The organism is Limimaricola variabilis (genome assembly GCF_034371605.1).
Lineage (GTDB): Bacteria > Pseudomonadota > Alphaproteobacteria > Rhodobacterales > Rhodobacteraceae > Limimaricola > Limimaricola variabilis.
Map to the genome: position 1 here is coordinate 1137270 of NZ_CP139691.1, position 17070 is coordinate 1154339.

Here is a 17070-nt window from a genome sequence, read left to right on the forward strand (position 1 = left end):
CTGTGCAACCCTACGACTTGATGCAGGTCAGCACCGCGATGTTGCGCGGCCGGGTTTCCTTGCCGCCATAATCCGAGATCGACCTCGTGTCCTCGGCCGCCCGCTCCGCGTCGTCACGCGACAATACGGGCGCGGTCTTCTGGTCGCTCCAATCTCCGGCATCGTTGCCCTTGACCGTGTGCGTGTGCTTACGCAGCTCGTCCGCCTGCGCGGTACCGAAGCCCCGGCCCGCATCCACGCCGCGGCCGTTGTCCCAGCCGCGCCGGAACTCACCCCGGAAATCCGGCAGGCGGAAAGTGTTCACCCCGTTCCCGGCGCCGAAGGTCATGCCGATGGCATTATACAGGCCGGCGTAGGTCGTGCGGCTCACCTCTCGCCCATCACAGACCAGCCAGCCGGTTGGCGGGTTCGGCATCGCGAAATCCATCACCGCGCCCGGCGGCACCAGCTGCTGGTGCTGCGTCAGGCTCGGAACGGAGAGGTTCGATCGAGCGGCAGCCTTGTCCGGCAGGTCCGAGAGGTTCGCCGTTTCGCGCAGGAAGCCGTTGAAGTTGCCGGCAGGCTCGTTCTGAACCGCGATGATCTCGCTGCCTTCGGGATAGGACTGCCCGAGATGCAACCGGGTATCGACGACCGGGTCCGCCTGCCAGCCCTCGGCGATGTCCTCGTCGGGCAGGCGCTCGCCATCGATGTAGACCGCGAGCCCATTGGTGGTGGTCTTGGTCAGGTCGACCTGCGTCTGACCGGCCGAAAGCAGCTGCCGCTCTTCGACGGTCGCCATCACGACCGTGATCTGGTCAGGACTGGTCCACTCGACATCGCCGTCCGCATTCGACCGCTTGGCGAGCACCTGACTTGTGGTGCCGCCCGGCAGGATATGCGCGGCCGTCAGGTTCGACAGCGCCCACTGATGGGTCGCCACGGTGACGTTCGGGTCGTCCACGAGGACGATCTCCGAGGCATTCTCCGCGAAGAACTCGATCCGCACCACGGTGTCGGAATAGGCGCCCTCGGCGCTGTTGGGCTTGTAGGTTTCCGGCAGGTTGCCAACCGCGAACAGCGCGCCCTCGACATCGAACACCCCGACCTCGCGCAGCGTGAACCCGCCCTCCGAGGCCGGCACCACGAGCTCGGCCGCGTACTTGTTCGGCGCGTTGACCGGGTCGGGCTTGAAGATCCGGTTCACCGGCGCGCGGTAGACCTCGCCAGCGAGCACGGTCTGAGCGGGGTCCGGCGTCATCGGCTGGCCGCCCCCGTCCCCGACCGCCATCTCGAACAGACTTAGCTGCGTTCCGGTCGCGCCGCTTTCGTACATGGCCCGCAGGCCGGCATTCGTGTGGATCGTGCTGTAGGCCATACCCGTCCCTTTTTGCGAGCGAGGGCGCGATAGAGCCGCCCCGGAGAATAGCGCCAAGGCGTCGGCATCCCGAGCGCCGCGGCGATGATTTCAGAGCAGAACCAGCGGTCCTGCTGTCCCAGACGCACCGACTGCACGAACGACAGGACCGCGCCCCAGAAGTCGTAAGAAGCGCCGGCCCGCGCCGCGATGAAGCCGGCAACGGCCCATGCATCCGCGTCCAATTCGAGCACGGTCCAGTGGTCGGGATGGAGCTCGATCCACCGGCCCCGCACCCCGTTGTCCCGCCAGGAGGCCGAAAGGCAGTAGTGCTCGCCGCGCGCGTTGGGCGGCAGGACCACGAGCTCGACATGCGAATAGCGAGAGCACGTGGCCAGACGGACCACGGCCTCGATCAGCCGAGCCGAAGACGAGCCGCCCCAACCGCGGTAGAATGCAATCCAGACGACATCAGGTCGCATCGATCAGCACGGCCCCGTCGATCATGCCCGCCGGCGCGAAGGGATGCGGATGCCAGTCGGTCGTGACCGTCATGAGCGCGGCCCCGTCGATCATGCCGATCGGCCCGAATGGCTGCGGGTGCCAGTCGGCCGAGGCATTCATGAAGGCCGCGCCGTCGATCAGACCGGCCGGCTCGGGCGCGATGACCAACAGATCAGCGCCGAGGGTTCGAGCCACGAACCACCCTTCCGGCACCCCATCCGCGGAATGCGCATCGACGACCCGCTCTCGCCACTCGTTCGCCCCGACGACCACCTCCGAGCCAACATGCGCCACCGCGCCAACCCATACCCCCGCCCCAGAGTTGACCTCGATCAGAACGGTGTTCAGATGCGAGCGCAGCGACTTGACCTTGTCGACGGCCGCGATGGCGCCCTCCAGACCGTCCAGGTCGAAGCCCCGCTCCCGAACCCGGATGTAGAGATCATAGGTGTAGGGCGCCCCGATCACTTGCTTTCGGTGCCACTCCAGCAACTCGATGCCGAAGCCGAGCGAGCCCAGAACCTCCTTGACCGCCGCAGAAGTGCCCTTTGACCGATGCACCGCGGTGCTGCTGCGGATGATGGCGCGGCGCACCTCGTCGTCCCACGCCTCCGACCAATCATCGACGGAGAATGCCCAGGCGAGCCATGGCAGCGCGGCGGCCGGGCAGTTGTCGGGGCTCCATGCGTCGCGCACGGGAATGGGCACCCCGCGAAGTGCATCCGCCACCGCGTCATCGAGCAGCCGCTCGAACTCGGTCGCGTTGTAGGGCAGCAAGTCAGACACCCGTGCCCCCGATCGTCACGGTGACAGACGAGCAGTAGGACACCTCACCCTCGCTCACCTGCACATCGGCGACCGGCGACGTTAGGGACACGTTCTGCACGCCGGACTGGTGCAGCGCGGCGTAGAGGCCCGAAAGCGTCACATCCGCCGCGAGACGGTGCCGCTCCGCCACGTAGGCGTTCACGGCCTCGACCGCGTCCTGCTGGACGATCGAGCCGTCCGGCCCCGGGCGCACGGTGAGCTCGGCCACGACCGAGTAGGGGATGACGGTCGCGGACTTGACCTCAAGCTGGTCCGTCAACGGCCGGAGCGTATCCGCCGAAAGCGCCGCCTGCACCTGCGCGACCAGATCGACATCGGCCGCACCGTCGCCATCACGCGCCATGATGTAGACCACCACCTTGCCCGCCTCGGGGCTGACCGCCTGCGCGTCGGCCACGGCCGCATCGGCGGCAAGCGCATGGAACTCGTAGGAGCCCTTCGATCCGGCAGAGGTGTAGCCTTCGGGGGAGAGCTGGATACGGCGCCGGAAATCCGTGTCGCTTTCCAAGGTCGGCGGCACGGGCGGCACCGCATCCGGGTCGCCCTCGTCGACAACCAGGCGCGCCAGCGAATAGTTGGCTCCGATCTGGTCGAGATCGGCGCCGGTGGCATAGGCCAGCATCACCCCCCGCACGGCATCGTTCACCCGCTGCCGGATCAGGAGCTCGCGATACGCCGCGACCTCCAGCACCTTGTAGGCCGGGTCGCTCTCGACCAGCGCGTCGAACGCCGGACTGCGCTCCTGCAGCGAGCCGATCATCGCCGAAAGGATGGTCTCGAAGTCGAGCTCTTCGACGACCTGCGGCGGCGCCAGCTGGGACAGGTCAATCGCGGTAAAGGCACCGGCCATCAGCGCACCTCGATGTCGTCGAGCCGCACCTCGCGGCCCTCAGGAATGTAGACGCCAGACAGCGCCAGTGAGAGGCGCCCCGGCGCGGCCTCATTGAGCCGCACCTCGCGCACCTCGATCCGTGGCTCCCAGCGCGCCAGCGCCTCGGCCGTCGCCGCGTAGATTTCGAGAATGGTCGCGCGGTTCATCGGTGCGTCGACGAGCTCATGCAGCCGACTGCCATAGTCGCGGCGCATCACCCGCGAGCCGACAGGCGTCGACAGGATATCGACGACCGACTGCCGCAGATGGTCGATGCCGGACAGCGCCTTGCCCGTGTTCGCGTCAATGCCATTCATGCCCCGAGCATCGGCGCGGCGCGGCGCGGTTTCCTCTGGCGGTTCCCCCTACCCCGCGAACACGTCGCCCGACCCGACCGCAACGGTCGAGCCGCAGTCGACCGGATCGCCGACCCGGCCGAGCGCCTTCCCGTTGGCATAGACCGTGCCAGAGCCGCTCGCGAGCGCGCCGGGATGGCAGGAGCCGTCCGAGTTGCAATGCACCGGCCAAGCATCGCCCTGTCGATGCACACCGATACCGTTCGCGAACACGGTACCGGAGCCGCCCGTCGAGGCGCGCGGCGGGAACGCGCCGTGACCGCTCCCCATGTCACCGATGCGAGACACGGCCGGCATCAGTTGAGATCGATCCGGGCGCCGTTGAGCCGGATGCCGGCGGCATCCAGCACCAGCGAACTGCCGTTGCTTTCCAGAGAGATCGAGCCGTCGAGAACAACGATCTTCGACCCGCCGAGATGCACCTCGACCGCCTCGGCCTCCGTCGAGGGCGAGGGATTGGCGGCGGTGAAGGCGGAGCCGAGGATGACGCCCTGCGCGGTGTCGCCCGACTCGGAGAGCACCCACACGAGCTCCCCGGCCACAGGCGGCGCCCAGACCAGAGCCGCGCCGGCGCGCATCGTCATGAACGGAAGCCATGCGGACTGCGTCTCGCCGCCGAAGCTGACCTGCGCACGCGCCTTGGGCGCGTCGACCGCGACGACCCGTGCCGCCCGCACCAGGCCGGCGCCGCGGCGCTCGGCTTCGGAGGCTTGGTAGCTCATGCCTCGCCTCCCGACACCTCGTCATAGTCACCGACATGCGCCGGGCCGGTCTCCGGGTCGAGGCCGACCCACACCTGCGACGGCAGCACGCCATCGACCCACACCGAGGCGCCGAGATGCACGACCTGCTCCCATTCGACCGACCAGACCTCGTACTGGTCGAGCTCCGGGTCGAAGGCATCCGGTCCGATCACGGTGACGCGCGCCGGCTCGACCGGCAGGCCCCATCGGTTGAGGTGGACGACATGCGCCAGAGACGTCGCGGCCTTGCGGACCTGACGCTGCAGATCGGCGGTGCTCATGCCCAGTACGACCCGCGCCCGGAAGCGCGCCACGACTGCCAGCTGCTCGGTGCCCGGGTCCGCGTCCGGCGCCGCCTCGAAATCCTCGAGATCGACGAGCGCGGCAGGAAGCGGCAGCGCGGTGCGGCTCGACGGATAGGACTGCACCGAGCGGAAAGACGGCATCGCAGCGGCAATGGCGTCGGTGATGGCCGCATGCAGCGTGTCTAGGTCGATCTCGGTCTGCGCGTTCATCATCCCACCTCGTAGATCGTCCGCGCGCGGATTTCGGCGCGGAAGTTGCGGAAGAACACGTCCTCCACCTCGTCGAGCACCTCGTCCTCGATGAAGGTCTGCGCCTCGTCCTCAATGCCGAGCGTGGCCTCGGCGATCGGATAGCGCTTCGGGCTCGTGCGGCGCATGATGGTCCGCTTGCCCTTGCGGTTGCGCGCGACGAACCCGCTCGGCACCTCGCGCCCCGCCATCTCGGCGCCGCGCGCGGTCCGCTTCGGACGGCCCTTGAAGGCGGAGGCGCGAAGGTCGTTCAGACCAAACCACATCCGCACCCCGCCGAGGCCGGCGCCCTTGTCCCGGCTGAACCGGAAGCCATGCATGCGCCGCCGGAGCTCGGCGGCCGAACGCAGGTCGAGACGCTCGCGAAGCCCCTTCCGAGATTGCGTTTTCAGACGGGAGGCAGTGCGGCGCAGCGCGCGGCCGTAAGCCAGCTTCAGCTGCTTCTCGGTGGCCCCGAACTCGTCCGCGATGCGCCGGAGATCGGATGCGTCGAAGTCAAAATGCAGCATCGCCGGCCTCTTGCCGTGCGAGTTCGAGCACCGCCATGCCGGTGCCATCGGCTTGCGGCGACGTCAGCACCACGAAGGTCGCGCCGTCGATCACCATGACATCGTGGCGGCCGAGCCCGGCCAGGTCAGCCGCGCGGGCGGTGAAGCGCGGCCGGGTCGTGTCGAGATCATATTCGCCGATCGCGGTGTCGAGAAACGCCTCGTCGAAGATCCCCATCACCGAACGGGAAACGCCCCCCTGCGGCGTGACGGTCGCCACGGTGGCGAACTCGTCAGGCTGCAGGAAGGCGCCCAGATCGTCCCATGCCGGACGGGTCGGCATGGATCAGTCCTCGCCGCCCGCAGGCTCGCCCTCGGCCTTCTTGCCCTTGGCAGCGGCGGCGCCCTTCGCTTCGCCCTTGGCAAGGGTGACCTTGCCGCGCTCGAGCAACGGCTTCGCATCCCGCTCGGAGAGCGTGACGGTCGACTTCGGCGTGCGGATTTTACCCTCGTGAACGAAGGCGGACACCACGTTGAACTGGTGGGTCTTGGACATGCAGCAGGTCTCCAGAGTGGAAAGAGGCGGCCGGGGTCACCGGCCGCCAAGGTTCAAGGATTACGAGGCGTCGGAGCCGTAGCAGAAGCTCTCGGCGCGGCGCACCGCGAAGTCGACGTCCTGCATGGTGACGATCCGCAGGCGGCCCTTCTTGGAGTTGGAGTAGGGATCGACCGTGATGTCGAGGCCACCCCACATGCCGATGATCAGGTCCGCGAAGTTGCCGAAGAACAGGTCGCCGGCGGCGATCTGGTTGGTCACCTCCGAGCGGTAGCCGTTCACGGTGTTTCCGCTTTCCCAGAGGAACTGCCCGGTGCCGGCTTCCTTGGTGGTGGTCTTGAAGTGGCCACGCATGCCCGAGCCCATGACGTAGGCCATGGAGTTGACGTCCGCATTGTCAGCCGCGATCGCGCTCTCCATCTGGACGACCTCGCCCCAGGTCGGAAGCGCGCCGGCACCGCCGGAAGCCGCACCCGCGAAGTCCACCGCGTTGATGCCCGACACGTTCTTGATGCCGAGCGGCTGGTTCCCCGCGCCGGTGCCGTAGAAGCCGGCCTTGTCGATGGTCAGCGCCAGAGCGGTCGCCAGATCGCGGCGCACCAGGGCCTCGACGTCGAGGCTCGACTGCTTCAGCAGCTTGCGCGTGATCTCCGAGAAAGCCGCCACGGTCTTCGGGCCCATACCGAACTGGCTGAGCTCGAGGTTGTCCTCGGGCGCATCCTCGTCCTCACCGATCCAGTAGCCGGTCGCGCCGCTCGCCTGCTTCGGGATGTCGACGTTGCCCACGAGGCCTGCCAGCGGCGTGGCGAGACGCATCAGCACCGCGCGGTTGCGGAGCATGTCGACGAAGCTCTGCGAGAGCAGGGCGGTCGCGACCGAATGGCCGCCGGTGTCGCCCGCAGTGGCGCCAGAGGTGGCGGTGTTCAGCGCGCGGGTCAGCACGTCCGCAGGGACCATGATGCCCTCGGCCGAGCGGCCGGCAGCCTGAGCCGCGGCTTCGGACGCCTCGAACTCGAACGCGGCCGCTTCCTGTGCACGGCGATTGGTCGGATCGGCGAGCGCACGGATGGCGCGCACGAAGCTGAAACGGTCCGCCTCGCGCTCGGTCAAGCCGATGTTCGACCGCTCCGAAAGCGGCGAGGCTGAGCGAGCGCCATCGTTCAGGTGGTCGAGCAGAGCCCGCTGGAACTCGGCCGCACCGCGGCCATCACGCACGAAATCACGCGCCAGATCGGCGGCACCATACTGCTCCCCCATGTCCATGATCTCGCGGACGCGCGCGCGCTCGGCGTCGGAGCCTGTCCGCTGCAGCTGGCGCTCGGACTCGCCCACTTCCTCGAGCACCTCGATGGTTTCGACGATCTGGCCGTCCTCGTCGACTTTCGCGCGAACGAGGTTGCCCGCACCATCCCGCAGGATTTTCGTTTTCATCGCATCACTCCGTTTCTGCGAACCAGCGGCGGGCACCCCGTCCGCGCTATCAATGCCCCGATCATCCGAAACCGGAGGGGCCTGTTCCTCTGGCGGGTTCCCCGCGCCAGCTGCCCGACCGACACCCACCGAGGCATCCGCCGGGATCGAGACGATCGACACCTCGATCGGCTCCCAGTCGATGACGCGCACCAGGTCGGCCTGCCCGGCGCGTTCCTCGATCTCGAGCTTGTGGACGAGGTAGCCGACCGAGACATGCTTCCGGATGCCATCGCGGACATCGTCGAAGATCTCCTGCGCGCGCGCCGACTTGCCAAAGCGCACCACGGCCCGGCCGCGCCGGTCCGCATCGATCCGCGCACTTTCGATCACGCCGATCTGGTCGCGCCGGTTGTGGTCGAGCAGCAGCGGCGCGCCATCGAGCAGCCGCTCCATCCGGGCAGCGCCGGGATCGTGGCTCAGAACCTCGATGCCGAACCACCGCTCGACCTCGATCTCCGACGAAAAGGCGATCTCAACCGTGCGCGCCTCGGCATCGATCTCGCGGACCTCGGCCTGCCGCATGAGCGGCGCCCCGTCCTTCGCGGCGGCCGCGTTGATCTGCTCAGGCGTGACGCTCCGGGTCATCACCCGGCCGATGATGTCGCGGGCGGACCCCGACTGCTTAGGCGTTGCCGCCCGATCCGGCGCCGTTTCCGGCTGGCGCTTGTCCATTGGGAGCTCCCTCGGTTCTGCTGGTGATGACGGCGGCAATGACGTTCTCGGGAATGCCCGCCGCGCGCATGTCCTCGATGTCCCGCGCGATCTCGCGCCAGACCGTCTGCGGGTCGTGGCCGCGATCGCGGATGATCTGCGATGGCGCTATGAGCAGGTTGTCCTTCGCTGCGACGGCCGCCTTCACGTCGCTGTTCGGGTCGATCCAGTCCCAGCGGCGCGGCTGCCATGAGGCGGCCGCGAACTTGTCGCGCTTCGATGCCGGCAGCGGCTTTCCGACCGAGACGATCCGGCCCTCGAGCAGCGCGCGCGAAATCCAGCGATCATAGACCGGCTGGATCAGCGCCTCGACGAGCCATTCCTGAAGCTCTTTCCAGTGCTCGCGCTCGTCGAGCGTCCCCTGCCGGATGGATGAGAAATTCACGCCCTCGAGATCGGAGGCGAGGTTCACGTAGGAGACGCCGAGCCCGGAGGCGATGCCGCGCAGCTGGTGCTTGGTGAACACCGCGAACTCGCCGGAGGGGTAATTCGGGTCGTGCGACTTGAACCGCAGGCCCGCCGGGAGCTCGTGATAGACACCGGCCTCGCTTTCGATCTCGACATCCGCGTCGTCGTCGAGCTCCGGCCCGTAACCGTCCTCCCATTCGAGGAAGCCCTGCTTGTTCGCGGCCTCGCGCGCGTTGACGAGAGCGGCCTTCTCGAACTGGCCCAGCTGCTGCATCCGCCACAGGCTCGTCGCCATCCACGGAATGCCGCGCTTCTGCCCCACCATGTCGGTCACGAAGCCATGGATCACCTGATCCGCCGGAATGCGCGCGAAGGAGCGCGCGCCGAAGGTGTAGTCCGACTGCTCGGCGCCGGTGGTCGTGAAGTAGTAGGCCACCGGGCGCCCGAACTGCGTAAACTCGATGCCATGACGGATGAACCGCCCGCCGGGCAGGCCCACCTCGTCCAGGTCGACCGGGCACCGCTGCGCATCCAGCAGGTTGACGGCGAAGCCCCAGGGCCCCGCATCCCGGCCAATGACGATCTGGGCGATGAACTCGCCGTCGCGCGCCGCCGACTGGATGGCCGCCTTCTGGATCGAGCGCCAAGACATGCGGCCGGTGACGTCGCAGTTTTCGCGGCGGCCCCAGCGATCCCAAGCAGCCTCGATGGCGTCGTTCGCCAGCCGATCGAGAGTGCCATCAGCGTCCTTCGCCTGCGCCTGCAGCTGCACCCCGCGCGGACCAACGATGTTCTGGCTGACCATGCGCAGGAAGGACCGGCCGTAGTCGTTGTTCGCTGCTTGCTCGCGCGAGCGCGCCACGAGCACCCGCTGATTGCGGCGCACCACATCATCGGCCGTCAGCGGTGTCGTGCCCCAGTTGCCGGTGAGGCGATCGGACTGGCCCGCGTCGTAGTGGCGAACCGCCACCCGGGCGCCGCCGCGCCGAGAGCGGCTGACCTTCGGGACGTTGGTCGCCCCTTCGACCACGGGCTCGACACGCACCTCGGCCTCGCGTTTGCGGAACAGCGGCATGTCAGAACCTCACGAGATGACGCCGAGCGGAGCCGCGGCCGCGCCTCGCCATCCGCTGCGCCCGCACCTCGGCCCGGTACTGGTTGCGCAGCTTCAGCAGGTCGGAGACCGGCGTCCGCGTGAGCGAGCGGTTGTTGATCCGGTACTCGGACTGGTCGAGGGAGGCGCGGCCTTCGATCACGGCCTCGATCGCCGCAAGCACCTTTTCGGCATGCGAACGCCCGTCGAAGCCCGGACCGGCCGCGGCAAGGTCTTCGAGGATCCGAACCTGCCCCTCTTCGACCAGCTGCACGTCGACGTCATCGGTGGCGCGGATCTGATACCAGTAGGTGCCGGGCGCCCACCCGGCGGTGGTCGCGGCGTCCGCCGACAGATGGTGGTTCTCGCCCTCGCCCGTGGCCGAGACGTCGATCGATGCCGGGCCGCGAAGCGCGAGGGACAGCGTCCAGCCGGAAGTCGGAAATTCGGGCGCGGACACCGACGCCTCGAACGTCAGGCCTGCGGAGATCTCAGAGGGAATGGACGCCACCGCCTCACCTTGTGCCTACCTGCGGCGGCGCTTCTTCGGACGCCAAACCCGCTTTCCGGCAGTCTCGGGCAGGCGCGGCGTTTCTTCCTCTGGCGGGTTCCCCGCCTCCGGCTCGACAGCGGACGGCGGCTCGACCGCGTCGTTCTCCGCCTCCTCATCATCGGCCAGCGCAGCGGCGAGGCGTGGCAGGTTCGGGTTCACCAGCTTCAGCGCGGCATAGGCATAGACGCGGCAGTCGAGCGCCTCGTTGCGCTCGCGGACCTTGTGCCATTCGCGCACCGCGAAGCCTTTGACCTTGCGGGTTCGCAGCGCCTCGGCTGTCGCTTGGGCGAACCACTCCGGCGCGCGCGTGTCGGGCACATGGCAAAAGCCGGGCCCGGGATCCGCGATGGCGAAGCGCTTGGCGACCACGAGTTTGGCCTCGTCGACGCCCACCGGAAACAGCGGCACCGGACGCGTGCGCCTCGACTTTTTCCGGCTCGGCGCCGAGACGATCGGGCGGCCCCAGCCGCCGACGCCCTTGATGGCGAAGAGCCGGCGCGCCGTCTTGCCGCGAGCATAGTCATAGGCGGCCGAGGTCAGGCCCTCGCTGCCGCCGGTGTCGAGGCAGGCGCCGGAGACCCCGAGCTGCGCGCCGCTCTCATGCTCCCAGGTTTCGGCCAACACCGCGTCGAGTTCGGCCCAGACCTCCGGCCGCAGCGGGTCGCCCCAGAGCACCCGGTAGTCGATAGACCAGCTCTCCTCGCCCAGACCCCAACCCACGATCTCGACCTCGAGACGATCCTGCTGCATATCGATGCCGGCGGTGAGCATGGCCGCGCCGCGCGGCACCGGTGCCGAGAAGGCATGGGCCCGCTGCATCAGCGCGGCCCCGTCGACCTGGTCTCCCTCCTCCTCCCAAGTCTCTGCCAGCGACACATTGACGAAGGTCTGCAGATCCCCCTGCGCCTTCTTGTCGAGGAACGACTGCACGATGTCGCCGAGCTTGCGAAAGCAGCTGTAGAGCTCGTTGAGGTGATAGGAGGCATGGCCCCGGAACGGCCTTTCCGCCTTCCAGCCCGCACCCGCCCGCTCAGCCCCGCGGATTGCGGCAATGCGCTGCGCGTCGGTCCAGACGCTGCCGCAATCCTCGCAGACATAGCCCGCCGTCTCAGGCCGGTGCTCGCCCGCCTCGTCCTTTGACCAGCTGACCTGACTCCATTTGAGGTGCTGGTGGTGACCGCAGTCGGGGCAAGCCACATGGAAGCGCCGGCGGTCACCGGCCTCGAACGCGTCCTCGATATGCGAGGCGCCCTTGAAGGTCGGCGTCGAGATCTCCATCAGCAGCCGCTGGTCGCCGAAGGTCGCGGCTCGCTGCCAGAGCAGCGACACCGGGTGCCCCTCATGGGTCCGGTCATAGCCGTCCGTTTCGTCACAGACGATGAACGGCGCCGAGCGGCCACGCATGGTCTTGGGCGAGCCGGACCATGAGAACATCAGGAACCCGCCCGGGTAAGACTTCATGCGCTGATTGTTCACCCCGTCGCGCCCGCGCGGCTTGGCGATCAGCTCCTGCAGCGCGTCGTTGGCCTCGACCAACGGGTTGAACTTGGTCTCGAGCCAAGTGTGCAGGTCGCCTTGGCTCGGCTGCATCATGATCTGGCTGACCGGGTTGTGCTCGATCCGGTAAGACTGGGCACAGAGAGCAAGCAAGGTCTTCCCGACCTGGGCGCCCCACATGAGCGAAATCCGAGAGCAGGCCGGGTCGGCCGTCATGTCGAGTGGCTCGCGTTGGTAGGGTGCGTTGTCGAACCGGATCGGGCCCGGAACCGCGTTCCCGATTGGGATATGCACGGCGCGCTCGGCGTACTCGGACGGGCTCAGCCGCGGCGGCGGGCGCAGGAACGCCCCGGCCCGGTGCGCCGCGCGCACCAGCGCGGCGCCATTGGCGAAGGGCGCGAGATCCGTCACTCCTCCTCGCTCTCGTCCTCATTCAGCTCGAGATCGTCCTCGAGGATGAGGGTCTCGTCGGCGAGTGCCGTCAGCGCCTGGTCGATCTCGTCGAGCAGGACCGCCTTCACTCGCGTTTCGTCGCTCTCGCCGATCAGCCGACGCGCGGCCCGGCCAGGTACCACATTGCGCAGCCCGGCACGCACCTCGCCGAAGGCCTTGGCGAGCGCGCGCTCGAACTGCTCGACCGGCACCACGAGATCCTTTGCCTTGGCGAGTTCGAGCTCGACCGTCTCGGTCTCGGCCGCAAGCTTGCGCCGCTTGAGCTCTTCGGTGGAGGCGAGCCGCGTGTCGGCCATCTGGTGGCGGATGTCCTCGTCGCGCCAGGCGCGCACCTCGGCCGAGTTGAACTTCCACTGCCGCCCGCGCCCGCCACGCTCGACCACCGGGCAGCCGCGTCGCACCCACTCGTCGAGGGTGGGCATGGCGACACCGAGGTGCCGCGCCATCTCGGTGCGGTTCAGCACCTCGCCCCGCTGAACCCGGTTGCTCATGCGAGCCGCCCCCGCCGGCCGATATAATAAAGACCCGCGTTTCCAGCGGGCTCGCACAAATAAATTTTTGCGAGTAGGCACACCCTCATGGCGTCACCCCCTCGAAAGGACCCATTTTTTCGGGCGGCTTGAGGGCGGCGGGCAGGCCTCGGCCGGCGCAGGCCGCGAGGAATGCGTCGTAGGCGCCGCCGATCTCGGCGCGGGTCCGCTCGGTGTCGAGACGCGATCGCGTGGGCAAGGTCGCCGCCCACGCATCGCAGAGCGCCGCCTCAGTCGCGGTAGCCACGGTGGTCCCTGGGATCGAGCACCCCGTAGTTGCGACCGCGAGCAGCATCGACGCGGCTGCGAATGTCCGCCGCGCGGTCGCGGTCGATCCGTTGCGCTTCATCCCTCGCCCTTTCCCTGCCCTGCCGTGCCCCGCGGCTGCGCTCGAAGCGCAGGGCCCCGAGCAGCAGCACAGCCCCGGCCAGCATCGCCGAGACCCATGCACTGATCCGCGCGATCATTCCTGCCCTGCCCGAATGGCGCGCCATGCCACGAGACCGAGACCCACAATCGCCAGGACGGTGAAAGCCCAGGAGACGGCAGCATCGGGCAGCATTGGCGCCGCTTCGGTCACGACGCGCTCGGCCGCCACTGCGACCGCCGCGACGCCAGTGCCTTCCGCAGCCGCCTTCTGGACGCGCTTGGGCTCGGGCTCGGGAGCAAACCGGGTCGAGCGGGAGGGAAAGGGCGTCCCCCAAGACCGCGCCGGGCCCGTGTCGATGTGCATGAACCCGCTGTCTGGGTAGTAGCCGAAGCCGGTGAACCCGATGGCGCGCGCCGCGGCCTCGAACTCGGCGGGGTTGTGGTTGTCCATCCGGACATCGAAGGCCTGGCCCTTCATGTGGTAGGAGCTCTTCGCGCCGCCGACGCGCCGGTTATGAGCCGGATCCCGGTATGCCGAGGTGATCAGCATGGGACGGCCAAGATGCGTCCGCAGCGCCTGCAGCCGGTCCATCGCGTCGATATCGAGCACGAGCGAGCCGTCGCCCTTCGACGCCATCTCGGCGGGCCTGAAGTTCTCCCATGGCCAAGATGCTGCCGACACTCTCGACCAGTGGGCCGCTTTGAACTTGTCAGACATCGTCATCTCCTTTCGAGGGGGAGCGCCACCGCAGGCGCAGCGCTTGGACGGCACGCGCGAAAGCGGCGCGGTCGGGATACCAAGGCGCCTCGAGCAGCGACCAATCGGGCCGCTCCTCGAGGGGGATCAGCAGCCACAGCAAAACCAGAAGATGGTAGAGGCCGCGCAGGAAGATGGCGGAGAAGACCACGTTGATGGCCGTGCCGGTGATCGCGAACCAGTCGGACCACACGCCGGCCGCTGCCAAGGGCGCGAACTCCCAGTACAGCGAGCGCGCCACATAGGCCGAAATGACAAGGAACACGCCAGCTGAAAGCCGATAGGTGGCGCTCATGCCCCCACGGCTGCGGTGCCCGGTCCATACGCCTCGGAGGATCAGGCAGGACATGCCCACGCCCAGCGCCGCCAGTGCGGCCGCGATTGCTTCAATCAGTGCCAAGCTGACGCTCCCGTTTCATGTCGTTCACGAGTTGGTCGATGCGCTGGGCGCGGCGGACGACGCCCTCGACGTCCTGTCGCCGTCCTGCTTCGAGCGCGATCCGCTCAGCCTCGATCGCGGCCTTCCTCTGACGGCCGAGCAGTCGCACCCACAGATCACGGATCACGGCGCCCCTCCCGCTCGAGCATTCGGGTCAGGGCATCGAGGGACGAGTTGGACGCCTGGGCGAGCTCGCGCGTCTCACGGGAGTGTTCGCGCTGGTCCTTCAGCCGCCCCTCGTTCGAGGCGGTGTAGGCGTTCCACAGCTTGCCCACGGCAATGACCAGCCCGATGATCATCACCCCGGGCAGGCCATACGTTTCGATGAATGATTGGGTGTCCACTCCCGGCACCACGCGCCCCTGCTGCATCGCGGGCCGCGCAATGGATCAGGCGGCCCCTTGCGCCCGACCATGCCCAGCGCGCCGGGTGCGATCCTCTGGCGGTTCCCCCGCGATGCAAGAAAGTCACAAGGAACGATGCTTCAGCGGCCACAACCTATGGGCAATTGATTGCGGCTATGTGCGCTCATAATCAGAAAAAACGAACTAAATTGTTCAGATGAGGATTCGATGACCAAACTGATCTACGGTGGCCTGCTCGCCCTTCTTGCATCCCCGGCTCTGGCTGGCAGCCTTTCCCCGGTAGTAGAGCAACCGGCAATGGTCGTTACGCCAGCTCCGGTTGCGCCTCCGGTCATGAACTGGGCTGGCGCCTATGCAGGTGCCACGCTTGGCTATGGCGAGCTGGGCCTTGATGCTGATCTCGAAGAACTAGCGGCTGACTTTATTGGGGATGTCGAAATCGACGAACTTCCCTCGCTGAGCCTGACCGATGACGGCGTCGCGTATGGCGCACACTTTGGCTACAACTGGCAGAACCAGCGTACTGTGTTCGGTGTTGAGATGGCTGTTCTTGGCACCGAAGCCGAGCTTGAGATTGCTGCCGAAGGCGAGAGCTTTGGCGCTGAGCTGGACTATGCTGCTCGCCTTATGGGCAAAGTCGGCTACCAGTTTGCCGAAGCGCTGTTTTATGGCACTGCTGGCGTGGCCTATGCCGAGTTTGGCGGCACAGGTGATGCGTCGGGTGAGAGCGAAGATGAGACCGGCTACGCCTATGGCGTTGGCATGGAATACATGCTGACCCAGAATATCTCGCTCGGAGCTGAGTACGTGCGCCACCGCTTTGAAGACATCGGCGGCCTCGACGATGTGGATGCCGAGTTCGCGACTACCTCTGCGCGTATGTCCTACCACTTCTGAATGCTCGCAAATAGCGAGCAGCATTAATTAACTTCTGTTTGCCCGGTCATGCATTCCCGGGAATTTCCGGCCCTTCGGGGCCGGTTTTTTTCTTCCGATGGAGTGAGATGAGAAATGTCTGCTATTTTAAACTTAGCAGGCAGCGTCGATTTCTCGTAGGATCTCCCTCACCCGGTAGACGGAGAGCCCGATGTACTTGGCGATGTCGGTAGCGCTCATGCGCTGGGCGGCGCGCAGGTACCGGATCGAGTGCTGGCGCCATGCACGCTCGATGTAGCGCAGGTTCGATGTCTGCAGGATCTCACCCCCGAAGTGGCGAACCAGGCGGCGCGCGTCATTCCAGCCCAGCACCTCGACCAGCTGGTGATCGATGGGGAGGCGCTTGGGCACGTAGAAGCAGACGCGCCAGCTGCGACCAGTGGTGTCCCGCATGGCGCGGATGAGACGGATGGTCTGATCGCGACCGATCACCTCGGCGATCTCGCCGGCCACACCCTCAAGCGGGAGAGCGGGCGGCGGCGGGCAGGCGACAGCGGGCGCGATGGCGCTGCTCGGATGGTTCATGTCTGTCCCTCATGGGCGCCGATCTGCGTCGGCTTTGTTTCCGCCGGCCTCAGGCGGGGTCGGCGTGTGTCGCTATTTCTTCGGAGCTACGGCGGATCCGAAGCTGGGGGGTCCGGGCGGTGGCGTCAGGTGGCGGCGCGCATCAGCCTCAGTGAGGCCCCGGCGGCGAACCCCGCTGAATGCAGCGTGCCGATCGACGATTTCGAAGTACGGCTCGAGCCAGACCCAATCGCCGTCACTCATCTGGGTCGAGACCACCGCCCAGCGCCAGAAGCCCTGACGCTCTCGCTCGCGGCGCTGGGCGGTGGCCTCTCCCTTCCAGCGCATCAGCTGACCCCGCCCAGCGCGGCGATCTGCGCCCGATCCATGGTCTCGTCCACGAAACGCTGCTCCGGCGCGCTGGGCGCGAGCCGCTCACGGAGGCGGGCCACGGCGGCTCGCATTTCCGGGTCTGCCTGATCGATCCGCCGGATCGCGCTCAGCACGCTGGTGTGGTCCCGACGAAAGGCGCGTCCGATCTCCGGCATGGACCGCCCGGTGATTTCCCGGGCGAGCCACATGGCGGCATGGCGTGGCGCGACGATGTGCGCCTTGCGGCTGTGTCCCCTGACCTCCGAGGCGGGGACGCCCCATTCGGCCGCGCAGGCGTCGATGATGTCGGCGATCATAATGCGGGGCCGGGCGTCAGCCTGGTAAACGCGCTCGGCCGGGAGGCGCGGCATGCA

At 67.5% G+C, this 17070-nt stretch carries 25 protein-coding genes; 1 reads left to right on the forward strand and 24 read right to left on the reverse strand.

Going from position 1 to position 17070, the window contains the following annotated elements; translation table 11 throughout:
- Positions 1 to 10 precede the first annotated feature (10 nt).
- From T8T21_RS05585 to T8T21_RS05690, 22 genes are all read right to left on the reverse strand, one after another.
- Entirely contained in the window at positions 11 to 1357 is a 1347-nt protein-coding gene (locus T8T21_RS05585; protein WP_322337127.1) for a phage tail-collar fiber domain-containing protein, read from the reverse strand.
- On the reverse strand, positions 1282 to 1743 hold the full coding sequence (locus T8T21_RS05590; RefSeq protein WP_322337128.1) for a hypothetical protein: 462 nt from the start codon (positions 1741 to 1743) through the stop codon (positions 1282 to 1284). The genes T8T21_RS05585 and T8T21_RS05590 overlap by 76 nt, the downstream gene beginning before the upstream one ends.
- Before the next feature lie 64 nt (positions 1744 to 1807).
- Positions 1808 to 2617, reverse strand: coding sequence for a phage tail protein I (locus T8T21_RS05595; protein ID WP_322337129.1), 810 nt, complete (start codon positions 2615 to 2617; stop codon positions 1808 to 1810).
- A 1-nt stretch (position 2618) separates the two neighbouring features.
- On the reverse strand, positions 2619 to 3518 hold the full coding sequence (locus T8T21_RS05600; protein ID WP_322337130.1) for a baseplate assembly protein: 900 nt from the start codon (positions 3516 to 3518) through the stop codon (positions 2619 to 2621).
- On the reverse strand, positions 3518 to 3856 hold the full coding sequence (locus T8T21_RS05605; protein WP_322337131.1) for a GPW/gp25 family protein: 339 nt from the start codon (positions 3854 to 3856) through the stop codon (positions 3518 to 3520). Before T8T21_RS05605 ends, T8T21_RS05600 begins: the two co-directional genes overlap by 1 nt.
- Before the next feature lie 48 nt (positions 3857 to 3904).
- The gene (locus T8T21_RS05610) at positions 3905 to 4192 is read right to left on the reverse strand and encodes a PAAR domain-containing protein (protein WP_322337132.1); all 288 of its coding nucleotides are present in this window, start codon (positions 4190 to 4192) and stop codon (positions 3905 to 3907) included.
- Complete coding sequence (locus T8T21_RS05615; RefSeq protein WP_322337133.1) at positions 4192 to 4617, reverse strand: phage baseplate assembly protein V; 426 nt, start codon at positions 4615 to 4617, stop codon at positions 4192 to 4194. Before T8T21_RS05615 ends, T8T21_RS05610 begins: the two co-directional genes overlap by 1 nt.
- Complete coding sequence (locus T8T21_RS05620; RefSeq protein WP_322337134.1) at positions 4614 to 5153, reverse strand: hypothetical protein; 540 nt, start codon at positions 5151 to 5153, stop codon at positions 4614 to 4616. The genes T8T21_RS05615 and T8T21_RS05620 overlap by 4 nt, the downstream gene beginning before the upstream one ends.
- Entirely contained in the window at positions 5153 to 5749 is a 597-nt protein-coding gene (locus tag T8T21_RS05625) for a phage tail protein (protein ID WP_322337135.1), read from the reverse strand. The genes T8T21_RS05620 and T8T21_RS05625 overlap by 1 nt, the downstream gene beginning before the upstream one ends.
- Positions 5688 to 6023 (reverse strand): head-tail joining protein, encoded by a 336-nt coding sequence (locus T8T21_RS05630; RefSeq protein ID WP_322337136.1) that lies wholly within the window; start codon positions 6021 to 6023, stop codon positions 5688 to 5690. Before T8T21_RS05630 ends, T8T21_RS05625 begins: the two co-directional genes overlap by 62 nt.
- A 3-nt stretch (positions 6024 to 6026) precedes the next feature.
- On the reverse strand, positions 6027 to 6236 hold the full coding sequence (locus T8T21_RS05635) for a hypothetical protein (RefSeq protein WP_322337137.1): 210 nt from the start codon (positions 6234 to 6236) through the stop codon (positions 6027 to 6029).
- A 60-nt stretch (positions 6237 to 6296) separates the two neighbouring features.
- On the reverse strand, positions 6297 to 8381 hold the full coding sequence (locus T8T21_RS05640; protein ID WP_322337138.1) for a phage major capsid protein: 2085 nt from the start codon (positions 8379 to 8381) through the stop codon (positions 6297 to 6299).
- The gene (locus T8T21_RS05645) at positions 8332 to 9903 is read right to left on the reverse strand and encodes a phage portal protein (RefSeq protein ID WP_322337139.1); all 1572 of its coding nucleotides are present in this window, start codon (positions 9901 to 9903) and stop codon (positions 8332 to 8334) included. Before T8T21_RS05645 ends, T8T21_RS05640 begins: the two co-directional genes overlap by 50 nt.
- Position 9904: 1 nt before the next feature.
- Positions 9905 to 10381: a hypothetical protein gene (locus T8T21_RS05650; protein WP_322337140.1), complete on the reverse strand. Its 477-nt coding sequence runs from the start codon at positions 10379 to 10381 to the stop codon at positions 9905 to 9907.
- A gap of 66 nt (positions 10382 to 10447) precedes the next feature.
- Complete coding sequence (locus tag T8T21_RS05655) at positions 10448 to 12382, reverse strand: phage terminase large subunit family protein (RefSeq protein WP_322337141.1); 1935 nt, start codon at positions 12380 to 12382, stop codon at positions 10448 to 10450.
- On the reverse strand, positions 12379 to 12915 hold the full coding sequence (locus T8T21_RS05660; protein ID WP_322337142.1) for a terminase small subunit: 537 nt from the start codon (positions 12913 to 12915) through the stop codon (positions 12379 to 12381). The genes T8T21_RS05655 and T8T21_RS05660 overlap by 4 nt, the downstream gene beginning before the upstream one ends.
- An 85-nt stretch (positions 12916 to 13000) precedes the next feature.
- On the reverse strand, positions 13001 to 13153 hold the full coding sequence (locus T8T21_RS05665; protein ID WP_322337143.1) for a hypothetical protein: 153 nt from the start codon (positions 13151 to 13153) through the stop codon (positions 13001 to 13003).
- Positions 13154 to 13184: 31 nt separating this feature from the next.
- Entirely contained in the window at positions 13185 to 13421 is a 237-nt protein-coding gene (locus T8T21_RS05670; RefSeq protein WP_322337144.1) for a hypothetical protein, read from the reverse strand.
- Positions 13418 to 14041 (reverse strand): YcbK family protein, encoded by a 624-nt coding sequence (locus T8T21_RS05675; protein ID WP_322337145.1) that lies wholly within the window; start codon positions 14039 to 14041, stop codon positions 13418 to 13420. Before T8T21_RS05675 ends, T8T21_RS05670 begins: the two co-directional genes overlap by 4 nt.
- Complete coding sequence (locus T8T21_RS05680) at positions 14034 to 14480, reverse strand: hypothetical protein (protein WP_322337146.1); 447 nt, start codon at positions 14478 to 14480, stop codon at positions 14034 to 14036. Before T8T21_RS05680 ends, T8T21_RS05675 begins: the two co-directional genes overlap by 8 nt.
- Entirely contained in the window at positions 14467 to 14646 is a 180-nt protein-coding gene (locus T8T21_RS05685) for a hypothetical protein (protein ID WP_322337147.1), read from the reverse strand. The genes T8T21_RS05680 and T8T21_RS05685 overlap by 14 nt, the downstream gene beginning before the upstream one ends.
- Positions 14636 to 14863 (reverse strand): hypothetical protein, encoded by a 228-nt coding sequence (locus tag T8T21_RS05690; RefSeq protein WP_322337148.1) that lies wholly within the window; start codon positions 14861 to 14863, stop codon positions 14636 to 14638. The genes T8T21_RS05685 and T8T21_RS05690 overlap by 11 nt, the downstream gene beginning before the upstream one ends.
- 228 nt (positions 14864 to 15091) lie before the next feature.
- Here T8T21_RS05690 and T8T21_RS05695 point away from each other — a divergent pair, with 228 nt between their 5' ends.
- Positions 15092 to 15781 carry an outer membrane protein gene (locus tag T8T21_RS05695; RefSeq protein WP_322337149.1) on the forward strand — a complete coding sequence of 230 codons (690 nt, stop codon included), beginning with the start codon at positions 15092 to 15094 and terminating at the stop codon, positions 15779 to 15781.
- A 132-nt stretch (positions 15782 to 15913) separates the two neighbouring features.
- Here T8T21_RS05695 and T8T21_RS05700 read toward each other — a convergent pair whose 3' ends face one another.
- Both T8T21_RS05700 and T8T21_RS05705 read right to left on the reverse strand, forming a co-directional pair.
- Complete coding sequence (locus tag T8T21_RS05700) at positions 15914 to 16345, reverse strand: hypothetical protein (protein WP_322337150.1); 432 nt, start codon at positions 16343 to 16345, stop codon at positions 15914 to 15916.
- 326 nt (positions 16346 to 16671) lie between these two features.
- Positions 16672 to 17013 carry a helix-turn-helix domain-containing protein gene (locus T8T21_RS05705; protein WP_322337151.1) on the reverse strand — a complete coding sequence of 114 codons (342 nt, stop codon included), beginning with the start codon at positions 17011 to 17013 and terminating at the stop codon, positions 16672 to 16674.
- Between the last annotated feature and the right edge of the window lie 57 nt (positions 17014 to 17070).

Excerpts from the sequence above, each read along its gene's own strand:
- T8T21_RS05630 (WP_322337136.1), bottom strand. The coding sequence starts at position 6,023 with ATGCCGACCCGTCCGGCATGGGACGATCTGGGCGCCTTCCTGCAGCCT.
- T8T21_RS05675 (WP_322337145.1), bottom strand. The coding sequence starts at position 14,041 with ATGTCTGACAAGTTCAAAGCGGCCCACTGGTCGAGAGTGTCGGCAGCA.
- T8T21_RS05585 (WP_322337127.1), bottom strand. The coding sequence starts at position 1,357 with ATGGCCTACAGCACGATCCACACGAATGCCGGCCTGCGGGCCATGTAC.
- T8T21_RS05615 (WP_322337133.1), bottom strand. The coding sequence starts at position 4,617 with ATGAGCTACCAAGCCTCCGAAGCCGAGCGCCGCGGCGCCGGCCTGGTG.
- T8T21_RS05610 (WP_322337132.1), bottom strand. The coding sequence starts at position 4,192 with ATGCCGGCCGTGTCTCGCATCGGTGACATGGGGAGCGGTCACGGCGCG.
- T8T21_RS05635 (WP_322337137.1), bottom strand. The coding sequence starts at position 6,236 with ATGTCCAAGACCCACCAGTTCAACGTGGTGTCCGCCTTCGTTCACGAG.
- T8T21_RS05645 (WP_322337139.1), bottom strand. The coding sequence starts at position 9,903 with ATGCCGCTGTTCCGCAAACGCGAGGCCGAGGTGCGTGTCGAGCCCGTG.
- T8T21_RS05670 (WP_322337144.1), bottom strand. The coding sequence starts at position 13,421 with ATGATCGCGCGGATCAGTGCATGGGTCTCGGCGATGCTGGCCGGGGCT.
- T8T21_RS05605 (WP_322337131.1), bottom strand. The coding sequence starts at position 3,856 with ATGAATGGCATTGACGCGAACACGGGCAAGGCGCTGTCCGGCATCGAC.
- T8T21_RS05640 (WP_322337138.1), bottom strand. The coding sequence starts at position 8,381 with ATGGACAAGCGCCAGCCGGAAACGGCGCCGGATCGGGCGGCAACGCCT.
- T8T21_RS05705 (WP_322337151.1), bottom strand. The coding sequence starts at position 17,013 with ATGATCGCCGACATCATCGACGCCTGCGCGGCCGAATGGGGCGTCCCC.
- T8T21_RS05620 (WP_322337134.1), bottom strand. The coding sequence starts at position 5,153 with ATGAACGCGCAGACCGAGATCGACCTAGACACGCTGCATGCGGCCATC.
- T8T21_RS05600 (WP_322337130.1), bottom strand. The coding sequence starts at position 3,518 with ATGGCCGGTGCCTTTACCGCGATTGACCTGTCCCAGCTGGCGCCGCCG.
- T8T21_RS05700 (WP_322337150.1), bottom strand. The coding sequence starts at position 16,345 with ATGAACCATCCGAGCAGCGCCATCGCGCCCGCTGTCGCCTGCCCGCCG.
- T8T21_RS05660 (WP_322337142.1), bottom strand. The coding sequence starts at position 12,915 with ATGAGCAACCGGGTTCAGCGGGGCGAGGTGCTGAACCGCACCGAGATG.
- T8T21_RS05695 (WP_322337149.1), top strand. The coding sequence starts at position 15,092 with ATGACCAAACTGATCTACGGTGGCCTGCTCGCCCTTCTTGCATCCCCG.
- T8T21_RS05625 (WP_322337135.1), bottom strand. The coding sequence starts at position 5,749 with ATGGCACCGGCATGGCGGTGCTCGAACTCGCACGGCAAGAGGCCGGCG.